The sequence below is a fragment of the Tahibacter sp. genome (genome assembly GCF_032229445.1).
Lineage (GTDB): Bacteria > Pseudomonadota > Gammaproteobacteria > Xanthomonadales > Rhodanobacteraceae > Tahibacter.
The window spans coordinates 15,583-28,895 of sequence record NZ_JAVTWC010000047.1 but is presented as its reverse complement, the minus strand read 5'-3'; the positions used below and the strand labels follow the sequence as shown (position 1 = coordinate 28,895).

The window sequence follows — 13,313 nt, the reverse complement described above, 5'->3', positions numbered from 1 at the left end:
CAGGCGAGACTGAAAATCAGTCGCCGATGATTGGCTCGCTACTCAGCGACGAGTAATCGCCACTCACGGCTGACTGATGGCCACTCAGCGATGACTGACCCGCGGTCAACGACGAGTGAAAGTCAGTCATCGTTGATGGGCGCCGCACCCGGCGGTGATTGATTTTCAGTCACCGATGGGTATCGCGTCACCCGCCGTCCTCTGATTGCCACTCAGGCATGACTGGAAATCAGTCATCGCTGACTGACCATCAATCGACGATGAGTGGAAATCAACCACCGGCATTTCCAGGAAAGGAAATGGCGACCAACTGCGGGCTCGAGTCGAGAGCGAGAAAGACGTAGTTCGGCGCAATTCAGCGGATCGCGGCCGACAACGCTTCGCCGGTTCCGCACTTCATACCGTCGATCGGTGCCGGTAGCACTAATGCGAGAGCAATTGCAGCGTCGCAGCGCGCCTCTTCGGCGTGAGCTTGCGAAAGAGCTGAATCAGCTCGCGCTCCTGGGCCGAAAGGAGAATTTTTTCTCCATCTGTAGCTTTTGCGCCACCGATCAACTCGTCGAGTGTGACGCCCAAAAGATCGCGGAGTACAAGCAGCGACGCGAAGTCTGGCTGGCTCGCGTTGGCTTCCCATTGAGAAACCGCGCTCTTTGTCAGTCCTACTTCCAGAGCAATCGCTTCCTGCGTAAGCCCGCTCTCCTTACGAAAGGATTTGAGACGATCGCCGAAGGTTTTCATCGCCCGAGTGTGGCGACATGCACCACATGTGTCGTCCTAAAATATTTGACGTTACGTACAGAAAATCTGTACTATCTTTTCCGGGAGCAGGCCGCCAAGGAAGGCGCTACCGCCCGCGATCAGTGCGTCATCGTTGGGTGTACATGGCAAGGAGGTGTCGCCGTGAGTTCGCCGAAACCCGCGAAATCCGCTGCCGATCTGAGGCACGACCGCTGCGTGAAACAGGCGCTGCGTTCCATCGAACGTCGTGCCCGTCGTCCCGGCGAGCGGCTGCATGACCATGCCGATCTCGCCAACTGGTTCCGCCTGCGCCTGTGCGAGTACGAGCATGAAGTATTCGCCGCAGCCTGGCTCGACAATCGGGGATGCCTGATCGCGTTCGAAGAACTCTTCCGCGGCACGCTGGCCTACACGCCAGTCCCCGTACGCGAACTCGTCAAGGCAGCCCTGCGCCAGAATGCCGCCGCGGTTTTCTTCGCGCACAACCATCCGTCCGGCAACAGCTGTCCATCGTGCACCGACATCGCCATCACCCGCGCGATTACCCGGGCGCTGGAGCTGATCGATGTGCGCGTATTCGACCACTTCGTCGTCACCACGCTCGATCCGCCCGAGCCCATCAGCGCGCATGACCCCAGTGCGCTGGATGCAGTGAGCATCGGCTATATCCCGCTGCCACCGCGGGGCAAGCGCCCCAAGCGGAAGCCACGCAATCCCAAAACGTCGGCGGGCAGGGCGGAACCGGCGATCGCGGTGGCGGCGGAAACAACAGCGGCGACGCCGGTGTCGGGCGTCGCTGCTGTCACCGACCGCCCCCATGAAGCCGTTCCAGGATCGCCGTAATGGAGTCAGGTGCTGACCGGGGTAATGGAGCCGGCGGCGCGGTGCCGACCCTCAATTGCGGCCCATCCCCGCACGCGCGGGAAACACATCACCCCCGAACAGCTCACGGTGTTGTTCCACGGCTCATCCCCGCACGCGCGGGAAACACGCGGCGTGGCTGACCATCCGGTTCTTCCCGTCCGGCTCATCCCCGCACGCGCGGGAAACACTTGTCGTGCAGCTCGACGACGGTGTCTTCGATCGACTCATCCCCGCACGCGCAGGAAACACGGCTGGACGCACGAGTATTTCGCCTGGCGCATCGGCTCATGCCCGCACGCGCGGGAAACACACCCAGGAGCATCATTCGCAACGCCGTAATTTCGGCTCATCCCCGCACGCGCGGGAGAAACATGCGCAATGCCGATTCCGGCGGCGTCGTCAGCGGCTCATCCCCGCACGCGCGGAAAACACCACGACTATCTGCTGCACCTCGACCTGGGCGACGGCTCATCCCCGCACACGCGGGAAACACGTTTGCGTCGATACCGATCCTGTCAATGCGACCGGTTCATCCCCGCATGCGCGGGAAACACGCTATGCCCAGCGTAGCGCGCCGCATTCGTACCGGCTCATCCCCGCACGCGGGAAACACATCGGCTCGCCGTTGGGGCCGCCGATCAGGGACGGCTCATCCCCGCACGCGCGGGAAACACGCGACGAGGCCGGTGTAGTGGCACGCCCCGCACGGCTCATCCCCGCACGCGCGAGAAACACAACATGCCTCGCGAGCTGGTGCTGACGCAGAGCGGCTCATCCCCGCACGCGCGGGAAACACGCCGGCCCATCCGCTAAATCGTTGCTCTGTCTCGGCTCATCCCCGCATGCGCGGGAAACACATCGCAATGCGCGTCTTTGCGGCGTTCGCTTCCGGCTCATCCCCGCACGCGCGGGAAACACCGCACGCAATGCGCGCAGGTGAAGGGCGGTCACGGCTCATCCCCGCACGCGCGGGAAACACTTTGCGTACGACCACAAGAACCAGGTCGAACACGGCTCATCCCCGCACGCGCGGGAAACACGCTTCCACCCCACACGTCTGGCCGCAGCGATTCGGCTCATCCCCGCACGCGCGGGAAACACGGATAGACCGTTGCGGCCTGGCGCAATGCAATCGGCTCATCCCCGCACGCGCGGGAAACACGGTGCGCACCGACTACGCGCCCGGGCTGACCGCGGCTCATCCCCCGCACGCGCGGGAAACACGCGCTCGGCGTCTTGGTGCGGTACTCGATCAGCGGCTCATCCCCGCACGCGCGGGAAACACGTGACCCTCATCAGCGTCGACGGCGGTGGCACCGGCTCATCCCCGCACGCGCGGGAAACACATTGCGGTGACGATCTCGGATCGACTTTCTACCGGCTCATCCCCGCACGCGCGGGAAACACTCTGGCTCGGTCGCGGCTCTACGAAGCGATCGTCGGCTCATCCCCGCACGCGCGGGAAACATACCGTGCGCCGCGCCCCCTCGAACTCGTACGTCGGCTCATCCCCGCACGCGCGGGAAACACAGACTGCAGCGGCTCGCAACGTGGGTTAGCGACGGCTCATCCCCGCACGCGCGGGAAACACGAGATGGTCAAGGCCAGGAAGCAACACACCTGCGGCTCATCCCCGCACGCGCGGGAAACACATGTTGTCCTGTCGATTGAGCAGGACCCTGAGCGGCTCATCCCCGCACGCGCGGGAAACACCCGGCCTCGCCTGATTTCGACAGCTTGTCGATCGGCTCATCCCCGCACGCGCGGGAAACACAGATCGTCGTAGCGCACCGTCGGCACGTTGACCGGCTCATCCCCGCACGCGCGGGAAACACGGTCGAATGGAAGAATCGCTCGCTATCCGGGTCGGCTCATCCCCGCACGCGCGGGAAACACAATGCCGACGGCCGCGCCCAGCGGCTCAAGCGCGGCTCATCCCCGCACGCGCGGGAAACACTGCCCCTTGATCCGCTCTCCTTCGAGCTGGGTCGGCTCATCCCCGCACGCGCGGGAAACACCCGCCCGCTGCCGCGCTATTGCGCAGCACAGTCGGCTCATCCCCGCACGCGCGGGAAACACTGGGAAACGCCGACGATCGCGTCGGATACCGACGGCTCATCCCCGCACGCGCGGGAAACACCTCGAGAACGAGAGCCGGATGAGGCGCTTTTCCGGCTCATCCCCGCACGCGCGGGAAACACGCAGGCGTGGCGCTCGTCGGCCTGCTGTCGGTCGGCTCATCCCCGCACGCGCGGGAAACACATCAGCTCGGCCTGCTCGGCGGTCGTGAGCGGCGGCTCATCCCCGCACGCGCGGGAAACACCGTCACCGGCGATACCTCGATCAGCTTGACCTCGGCTCATCCCCGCACGCGCGGGAAACACTGCTTTGCCGCGGTGTCTAGCTGTGCACGCAGCGGCTCATCCCCGCACGCGCGGGAAACACACGTGACTATCGGCGATCCGCCGGACACGATGCGGCTCATCCCCGCACGCGCGGGAAACACGAAACTGTGAAGACATGAGCTTCCCCTGCGGTCGGCTCATTCCCGCACGCGCGGGAAACACCGCGACGTACTGTCAGGCGCCCCGTTTTGGGACGGCTCATCCCCGCACGGGCGGGAAACACTCGCTGAGCTGAACGTGCGGCGACATTTCAACCGGCTCATCCCCGCACGCGCGGGAAACACATGCACCGACACCGCCATCGCGCCATCCGCAGCGGCTCATCCCCGCACGCGCGGGAAACACGGGGACACGGCACGCACCGCCCGCACCAACGCCGGCTCATCCCCGCACGCGCGGGAAACACACGATCATCTTCGTGTAGCCGATGCGCGCCGACGGCTCATCCCCGCACGCGCGGGAAACACGTGACGTTGCGTACCCACGCACTGATCAACACCGGCTCATCCCCGCACGCGCGGGAAACACCGCATCTCTCGCAGCGCCAGGATGGCGCAGGACGGCTCATCCCCGCACGCGCGGGAAACACTCCACTTCGTCTCACTGCTCGCGGCTTATCCCCGGCTCATCCCCGCACGCGCGGGAAACACTCCGCGCCCTTGTAGAGGCGGAACCGCAGGTGCGGCTCATCCCCGCACGCGCGGGAAACACCCAGCGAAGGATACGGTGACCGCCTCGGCAGTCGGCTCATCCCCGCACGCGCGGGAACACTACGGGCGCGCCGGCAGCGGCGGGTGAACCACCGGCTCATCCCCGCACGCGCGGGAAACACGACGGAACGGTCATGGGCCCGGACATTGAGGACGGCTCATCCCCGCGCGCGCGGGAAACACCGGTCACCGTCCTCTATCGCGATCTTGCGGGCCGGCTCATCCCCGCACGCGCGGGAAACACGTAGCACACCAGTTCCCGACCGTTGCACCGCGCGGCTCATCCCCGCACGCGCGGGAAACACTCCAATTTCAACCCTTTGATTTTCAAAGAGTAATCAGCGCCTCGAGAAATCACCGATTGCCGGTGGCTTTTCGCCACAGGATTCTTGCGTCGACAGAACGTGGTGGACTAGCGCGATGCCTCGGGCCGGCGTCAGATCTCGGAGTGATCCGGATGGAAGCTGACCAATCGCAGTCCCTGCCAGTCAACGGGCTCGCGCCGCACCACCGAACGACGCTCGGGGGCCGGCTCGCCAAAACGCAACGCGTACATTTTTCTCACTACGCGCAGGCGTGCCGACTCGTCGAGCGCCTGCCTTGCCTGGAACAGCAGCCGGTCCGATCGTGCGCCGCCCGGCTGACCGGCGGCATACAGCCGGACCGCTGCCTCGCCGACCCAGACCAGCAAGGTGCCTGCTCGTGCGGCCAGTGCGACGGCCGCATGCGAAACGCGCGTCCCGGGCTCCAGGAAAATGCAGACCAGGCCGCCGACCGGAATCACGGTGCGCACATGTTGCTCGCTGACGAGGACGAAGCTGCCGTCGATGACATCGAGTCGCCCGTATTCGACCCAGGCCATGCTGGCTCTGTCCTTGATCGGACTGGGCGTAAGCGGTGGCAGTATGGTCTCGCCCATGAGCCGGCTCAGTCGCTATCGTCGCTGTCGTCGCTGTCATCACAGCGCGCAGGCCGCAACAGCAACAGCCCGCAACCGAAACTTCGCTGATGTCCCACGCCGTGCAGCGCAGCCTGGGTAAACGCCGCCGCGTCGGTGACCTCCAGTTCGCCACGGAAGTCGGCGATGCTGAAGCGCAGGTTTTCGCGTTCGCTGCGCTCCTGCGAGGCAGCCTCGTAACGAACGACGCAGACGCGGTCGGGATCACCCCACGTGAAGCCGCAACGCATGGCCTTGTCGTGCAACCACAACCCGAGTTTCCCGTCGACCCAGCGCTGGCGTTCGATTGCGCGCTCTTGAGCAGGCAACGCCGCCAAAGCAACGGCAACCGGATCAAAACGCGTCGAACGCGGCACACGTTTGCCGGGTTTGACTGCCTGTCGTGGATCGATGCGGGTCACCGAGGGGGCAACACGCAATTCGAAGCGCAGCCGCTGGCCCTCGCGGAAAATCGGCGAATACGGTTTGGACCGGATGCGCCAGCGTACATCCGGCGCTTCCGGCAGGGCGTTTGACAGCAACCAGAATCGCGCAGCGTTGCCGTCCTGGGTTTCATCGTCGACGCGCTGCCGATACAGGAAGGGTCGCGCCGTTCCGGCGGGACTCGGAAACAATCCCCACAACGTCTTGTGCTGCACGTCGACGTCGCTGCCGAGCCTCGCCAGCTCGCGGTAGTCAGCCGCTGCCGTCGGCCTGAACACCGCCTCGGAAAAATAGGCACTCATGCGGCCGCTCCCGTTTCGGTGCGCTCCAGCCAGGTATTGCGCGAGAACAGCCATCGCAGGCGATCTCGCGGATCATCGCGACTGATGGTCTCTCGCCACTGCGAGCGGTCGACCACACCATCGGCGAGGTCGCGTTCGACCGCATGCGTGACGCGTTGCGTGCGCTTCATCGGCCAGGGCAGCGACGTACTGCGTACGGCGTTGCGCCAGCACTCGGATTCCTGCGCCCGCCGCTCATCGAACTGCCCAAGCGCGGCTTCCCAATGCGCGGCATCGATGAGATGCGGCGCAAGAGGCCAGGACAGCGCGCAGGCCTTGCGTCCGACGTAAAGCACGAACTTCGGTTCGGTCAACGCACGGGCGTAGTGCTGCAGGATCTGCGCGTCGTTACAGTGCACCCCCACCGTAGCGCGGAAATCCTCGTGATACTCCCGCGTGGAAAGCACGGTGTTGAGTTCACTTGAGTCGAAGGCAAGTTCGTCCCGGCGCGTCGCGTGCGGGGCCTTCTTCAGCAGCGACTGCGACGGCGTCTGTATGGTGTGGTAGTCCCGTAGCAACCGGCCCGGCTGCTCCACGCGACAGGCGAAGCGCACGGTATCCGCCAGCGCCTCAAGTCCGGCCGCATCACTGCGGCGGATCCCCAGAGCGGCGCCGAGCATTCCCAGTAGCGCCGATCGCGTCGGCAGTGGTGACGACCCGCGGGTTTCGAGCGGTCCCGCGCGACCGAAACTGACCAGCGGTGCGGCCAGCGTAAACAGCAGCCAGTTCATGGCAACCTCATTCGTCGGCACTGGCGAACTGCAGGAATTCGGCGAACTTGCCTTCGGGTTTGAGCGCGTTGAAGGCATAGCGGCGCTCATGCGCGCCATAAACGGCGTCGAGCCCGTCGCGTGCAGCCTCCAGCGCCGCTATCGCATCATGTCCCAGGTTTTGGTCGGCGACAGGCTTGAGGAACGCCATGCTCAAGGAACGCGGCTGACGGTCGCCCTTCTCGGCGAGGCCATACAGTGCGTATGCACGCGACGCGAAGCTCGCCTGTTTGCCTCGCGGTGCCACGGTAGCCGCGCATTCGGCCAACGCCGCAATGGCGCGCCGGGCCAGGTCGTCGTCACCGTCCAGGTTTTCCCGCAACAGCTCGCGATCAACACAAAGGTAACTGTAGAAAACGCCGGCACCGAACCCGGTTTCGCCCAGATGGGCCGACCCGGTCTCGGCATCGGTATTGAGATCGTCGACCGCGGAGAAATAGTCATCCTCGACTTCCGTCGAATTGACGGTAATCGCGTTCGCCACCTGCACGGCGGCCTCGAGGTTGCTGCCGGGATGATCGGCGATCATGCGCCCGAACATCGCGATATCCGCGGCCTTGCCTTTCGCACGCAACGCGTTGAGTTCCTCGGCCAGCGGAGCACGCTTTTCCGCCGCCAGTTTGCGCGCAAGAGCACCGAGGTTCGCGATCTCGTCCTGGCTCAGGAACAGCAGCGTCGTGAGATCGACGGCCTTGAGCGCGGACTCTGCCGTTTCGCTTTTCTTCCCGGACTTGACCGTTTCGAGCTTGCCGAACTGCGCCATGATCGCCGCCGTCCATTCGATGGCCTGCTTCTCGGCGACACCGGCTTCGCGCAGGATGCCGACCAGCTCCTGGCCGAAACGCTTGCTGCGCTTGCCGACATGGCCCTTGAGCGCTGCTTCGAACAGCTCGCTGGTACGCCAGGCGCGCTTGAGACTTTGCGAGGAGACGCGCAGGCGCTGGGCGTTGCCGAAAAACGCCGTCTTGGGGCGGCCGAGATCATCGCGATTGAGATTGGCCGGGCCGTAGCTGGTCAGGAAATGCAACTGCAGGAATCGGGACATGGCTGCTCTCTCACGCATCAGTGGAAGAAGTGGCGGCGACGGCATCGTCGCCGGCATCGTGAAGGCTTCGGGGCGCGTAATAGACGCGCGCGAACTCGCGCTTCGTCGCGTTTTCCGCCCAGGTAAGAAAGATGTAGGAAAGATTGATCACGTCCGCACGGCCGTCGACCAGTTGCAGTGCACGACGGAACAGACGCAGCCGGTCAGGCAAGTCATTCGCCTGCAGCAGCCGCGCGAAACGCTGCGGCTTGAGTTTCCCGTCCTCGGGTTTTCCGTTGCTCGCGGTTTCCGCCAGATTAACAATCAACGGGCGGGCCTGCGGTTCGCGCACATGCGCCAGCAGCGCGGCGAGGAAGAATGGGGCGTCCGACTCTTCCCGCCCGAGATCCAGCTGATCGGCAAGACGATGTGCGAGCTCGATCGCGTAGACGTCGGCACCCTGCTGTGCGCGTCGCAAGGCGGCACGGTCTCCCTTGCGCTCCTCCAACTGCCTGAGCCACGGCGGAACGACCGTCGCGATGCGCTTGCGGAGATCGAATTTGCTCATGCGCCACTCCGGGATTGACGGGATACGACGGCCGCAGCGCCGTCGTCGGGAACAGGAAGGCTGAGGATCTTGCGGTACTGCGATTGCCATAGGCCAAGCAGCCGGCCGCGCGCCTGAGCGACGAGCTTCACGTGCCGCAGCCGCGTGTCAGCAATCACGTCCGCGGAATCGGCGTAGCTGTCGAACACGTGCAACAGCACATGTCGCAGGGTCGAAGCCCAGCGCTCGCGCAGATCGCGGTCGGCCGGTTCGCCGTCGGACTGTGGCGGCAAGCCGACAAACGCATTCAGCGCCGCGTAGAAGGCTGGCTCCGACTGATCGAACAGGAGGCGTTCGGCCGCATCGGACAGTGAGGTATCCGCGCTGCCGAAGACCTCCTTGAGTGCGCCGCGCAGAAGGCTGCGCGCGGACTCCGCCGCCGCCACGAGACAGCCGGCGAACTGCGCGAGCAGCACAGGATCCTCGTATTCGGGAAATAGCGGCAACTCGCTTTCCTGCCAGGTCAGGACTTTGGCATTGTCCAGTTCATAGCCAAATGCCCACAGTGCCTTCGATCCGGCCGCGAGCGACTTCAGGCTATGTCGGCGCGATGTGCGCGATAGCTCGCGCACGTTCGCCGCCGCCCGGCGCAGCGCCGAACCATCACCGGTATCGGCGCACAAGGTCGGCCAGTCGCGGAATCCGAGGCCGCTACCTCGCGGATGGAGCGGCAACCACTGGGAAGGGTCGTCCTTACCGCGAAAATACGGGCTCAGCGGATGCTCAAAACGGTCGCTCGGATAGTTGGGGCCATAGTTCTGGGCCAGCACGCCGATGACCGGCTGGTCGACCACTTCATCGCTGAGATCGCAGCGCGCGGTGACATCGCCGCGCAGCAGGCGAATCCGGCGCGGACTGGCCCAATAGCACAGCGGATCGACGCCACGGCCTTGCCGCAGCGACCCGTGCATGATGCTTTCGTCACGATCGCCCTTGCGGCTGGTGCGCGCAGGACGCAGCCACGGCAGCGCGACAGCCCAGTCGACATCGTCGTCCTCCCAGTCGACCTTGAGCACATTGAGCCAGACTTTTTCCCACAAGGTCGTGGCCTGCGCCGTCGGGCCACCGTGCCAGCGTGGCCATACCAGCGTACTGAGCGGGCCACCGCCGCGAAGGCCGGTACGGTAGCCAACGCCGCCACTGGGCGCGTTGATCTGCAGGCTGAGCAGCGCCTGTGCGGCAATATCCGGTGCAAATGCAGCGAGCTTGCCGCGCTTGACGAAAATATCCTTGTTCTCTTTCAGCGTATTCCCGCCGGGCGCATCGATCAGCAACGCGGAAACAGCGTCCGCTTCGGCCAGCCCACCCGACACGGACGTGTCCTGCAGGAATGGATGTTCTGCATCGAACAGTTCGAACGCGCCGCGCCGCGCGCCAAGCACCTGTAGGAGTTCATCGCGATGCGGCGGCTCACGCAGCCGCCGCTCCCATTCCCTGTCGCCGCGTGGCGGCAGGAACGACTGAAAGACACCGATAAGGAATTGCGCGAGCGCGCCATCGAAATCGTGCCGCACGGCAGCGAGCTCGACCGGCGGGTCATCGCCATCCGTCAGATCGACAGGCGCAACCTTGCGCCGGGCGCCGCTGCGCGTGATGACGGGGATCCAGGTGTCGAACAACAAGTTCATGCGCTCTCCCCGGCTTCTTGCGACGTCCGCCTCAGGCCCAGCGTGGAGTCGTACGAAAAACAGACAGATGTTCCGTCGACCGCTTCCAGGCCACCTATATATAAATAAGGATTTTTTTGCAAAACAAATAATGTTCTCCAACGTACGGTTGGATTGCATTCTTCAATGCGGCACGCCTCGGCTTCCAGATCGCCCAATGACGGCCGGCCACGCAGATTGTCTTTGCGAATTCTGACAACGCTCATTGCCCAGTCGTCCGCGCCGTCTGCCCACGGCACAATGCTTCCTCGTTCCACTCGCGCGAGCACCAGTTCCATGGTCGGCTGCGTCAACCGCGTCGGCGCGGTCATATCGTCCGGCCAGTCCAACCCGTTGTTCTCGTACGCCTCGTTGTCCGCGATCGTATTGAAGTTAGCGACCTGTCCATCGCCTCGCCGGCGTCCTTCCGCCTGATACGCCGATCGTTGCAGCGCCTGCGGGTAGTCGTCCTCGCCCACGTCGTAGACCGCCTCCATCGCCGCGCGCGGCGCCGCGCCCAGATCCAGGCGATCGCCCAGCTCCCGGGCCGTACGCCAGAGGTAGGCGTGGTTGTCGTAGACAAGAGCGGTGCCGCGTGACCAGGCCGACACCCAGTCCGCCGATACCTCGCCTTCGCGCTCGGGGCCAAAGATCCACAGCAGTGGCTCGCCGCGCCGGTCGGGGCCGACCGGCAGCGGATTGCCGGATTCGTCGCGCATATGCCGGAACAGGCGGCCCGCTCGCTGGATCAGCAGGTCGACCGGGGCGAGATCCGTGACCATCACGTCGAGATCGAGGTCCAGCGACTGCTCAATCACCTGCGTCGCGACGAGGATGCAGCCAGCTCGCTGTTCGGCCGTGGAGCCCTTGCCGAAACGCGCCAGCACGTCCTGCTCGATGCGCAGACGATCGCCGAGCGCAAAACGCGAATGGAACAGTTGCAGCTTCTGCTGCAGCGCGGGCGGAAGCAGGCGTTGCAGCAGGACGAATGCCTCGTGTGCTTCGGCGACGGTATTGCGCACCCAGACCGCGGCCTTTCCTGCTCCCGCAGCGGCAACCAGCGCTTCGACGACGTCCTCGATACGCGTCGCATAGCGGATCGCGTAGGCGTGCGGGCGCTGCAGCGCAGCGAAGGGAGTTTCAGTTATTCCCGCACCGTCGAGTCGGGTCAGCAACGGATAATGAGTGTCCGCCACCATCGGCTCGAATCGGCGCCCCGATATCGACGTGCGTCCCCGCAAGCCGCGGGCGAACGCATCGATGAACTGCTGACGCTGCGCGATGGGCAACGTCGCGGACAGCAGCACGACATGGCCGCCACGGGCAGCAATGCGCGCCAGCAGCGTCTTCAGCACTTGCGCCTGATAGCTGTCATACGCATGCACTTCGTCGACCAGCAGCAACTTGCGATCGAGACCGAACAGCCGCAGCGCCTGGTGCTTGCTGCGCAGTACGGTCAGCAGGGACTGGTCGATCGTGCCGACGCCAAACTGGGCCAGCAGCGCACGTTTCGTGCTTTCCGCCAGCCAGGCGGTATAGCCGATGCTCGCGGGTTCCTGTTCGCCACTCACCAGTCGCTCCGTTCGGGAAGGCGCGATCAACCCGCGGCGGAACACACTGTTGTGGTCGCGCGCCGAATGCGAGAGCACAGCACTGGCCTGGGCAGGGTCGAGCACCAGGTTCGTCAGGATGGGCAAGGCACGCGCGTACAGCGCATTGGCGGTCGCCTGGGTCGGTAACGCCAGAAAAATGCCGTCGACCAGGTCCGAGGCGAACAGACGGTGGAACAGCAGGAGTGCTGCTTCGGTCTTGCCCGAACCGGTCTGGTCTTCCAGCACGGTCAGGCTGCCCTCCGCCGATAGCGGCAACTCGCAGGCAGCCTGTTGGGCAGGACGCAACCGGTATTGCGCGGGAACGACGTGAATCGCGTCGAACGGCGATGGATCTGCGCGACAAAGCCCCGACCCGACAACCGCTTCGGCGGCCCTTTTCAGTGCGTCGTTCCAGTACTCGCGCAGGTCGTCCAGGTTCGCGGGCGTCGCCCGGGGGTCCGCTGCGCTCAGCCAGGCCGCGTAGGGGAACCAGTCCGTGTTCGATCCGAGCCAGTCGGCCACGATGGTCAGGCCGGCAATATCCCAACTGGCCGCGTTGAACTCCGTTTCATCCAGCGGCGCCGCCACAGCCGGCTCAATCGTGTCGACACCGAAGAACGTCCACATCAGCTCGGCGAACTGCCGAGCGTGCGTCATCTGTTGCGGCTTCCAGCACTCGCTGCACCTGACGGCACCGGACGAGCGCGGCGCGCCGTGATGCCCGGTCGTGGCCGAAAGCAGCAGAATCAACTCGCGGACCTCGAGCACGTCGGACACGCGCGCCACGGTTTGCGCATGCAACTCTGCAGCGAGCTGTTCCGCCATGGCCAGGCCTACCGCATCGTGACGCGCCGATCCGCCGTAGTGGTTAGCGTGCAGGCCGAGTCGCGCGGCCAGCTCCGGCACGCGGACCTGGAAGTTGCCGGCGAACTTGCCCAGGTCGTGCAACGCGATCAGCCATAGCAGCAGTCGCCTGGCCGCCAACACCGGCAGACGAAATGCGGCGGCGATACGGCGCAGCGTTTCCGGGCGAGCCGTCATCAGCGCATCGGCAACGGCGGCGACGTCGAGGCAGTGAAGGATCAGCGGATGCGAGGACGGCCCGCCCGCCGGATCGTTCCCGGCCTTGCCCCAGTAATCCAGGATCGAGCGCAGCACGCTTTCCAAGCCACGCCTCCGGCAAGGATAGGAGCAGGGTCGTGCAAACGGCCCCGCGAACCGTCAATGTGCCACTT

General features: G+C 64.9%; 8 protein-coding genes and 1 CRISPR repeat array. Of the genes, 1 reads left to right on the top strand and 7 read right to left on the bottom strand.

Annotation, left to right across the window (positions count from 1 at the left end; genetic code table 11):
* Positions 1-426: 426 nt before the first annotated feature.
* Positions 427-1,581, top strand: a complete 1,155-nt coding sequence (locus RUU78_RS09230) for a JAB domain-containing protein (protein ID WP_313915863.1) — start codon at positions 427-429, stop codon at positions 1,579-1,581.
* Between the two features lie 58 nt (positions 1,582-1,639).
* A CRISPR array of direct repeats spans positions 1,640-5,022; the repeat unit is 29 nt; unit sequence CGGCTCATCCCCGCACGCGCGGGAAACAC.
* A gap of 131 nt (positions 5,023-5,153) precedes the next feature.
* On the opposite strand, the gene RUU78_RS09225 is transcribed toward RUU78_RS09230, so the two are convergent.
* Genes RUU78_RS09225 through cas3 form a run of 7 tightly spaced genes read right to left on the bottom strand, consistent with a single transcriptional unit; the run spans position 5,154 to position 13,236 of the window.
* Positions 5,154-5,636: a hypothetical protein gene (locus RUU78_RS09225; protein WP_313915861.1), complete on the bottom strand. Its 483-nt coding sequence runs from the start codon at positions 5,634-5,636 to the stop codon at positions 5,154-5,156.
* An 8-nt stretch (positions 5,637-5,644) separates the two neighbouring features.
* On the bottom strand, positions 5,645-6,400 hold the full coding sequence (gene cas6e / locus RUU78_RS09220; protein WP_313915859.1) for a type I-E CRISPR-associated protein Cas6/Cse3/CasE: 756 nt from the start codon (positions 6,398-6,400) through the stop codon (positions 5,645-5,647).
* Positions 6,397-7,170 carry a type I-E CRISPR-associated protein Cas5/CasD gene (cas5e, locus tag RUU78_RS09215; RefSeq protein WP_313915857.1) on the bottom strand — a complete coding sequence of 258 codons (774 nt, stop codon included), beginning with the start codon at positions 7,168-7,170 and terminating at the stop codon, positions 6,397-6,399. The genes cas6e and cas5e overlap by 4 nt, the downstream gene beginning before the upstream one ends.
* A 7-nt stretch (positions 7,171-7,177) precedes the next feature.
* Complete coding sequence (cas7e, locus tag RUU78_RS09210; RefSeq protein ID WP_313915855.1) at positions 7,178-8,254, bottom strand: type I-E CRISPR-associated protein Cas7/Cse4/CasC; 1,077 nt, start codon at positions 8,252-8,254, stop codon at positions 7,178-7,180.
* Positions 8,255-8,264: 10 nt separating this feature from the next.
* Positions 8,265-8,801 (bottom strand): type I-E CRISPR-associated protein Cse2/CasB, encoded by a 537-nt coding sequence (casB, locus tag RUU78_RS09205; protein WP_313915853.1) that lies wholly within the window; start codon positions 8,799-8,801, stop codon positions 8,265-8,267.
* Positions 8,798-10,468 (bottom strand): type I-E CRISPR-associated protein Cse1/CasA, encoded by a 1,671-nt coding sequence (gene casA, locus RUU78_RS09200; protein ID WP_313915851.1) that lies wholly within the window; start codon positions 10,466-10,468, stop codon positions 8,798-8,800. Before casA ends, casB begins: the two co-directional genes overlap by 4 nt.
* Positions 10,465-13,236: a CRISPR-associated helicase Cas3' gene (gene cas3 / locus RUU78_RS09195; protein ID WP_313915930.1), complete on the bottom strand. Its 2,772-nt coding sequence runs from the start codon at positions 13,234-13,236 to the stop codon at positions 10,465-10,467. The genes casA and cas3 overlap by 4 nt, the downstream gene beginning before the upstream one ends.
* Positions 13,237-13,313: the final 77 nt, after the last annotated feature.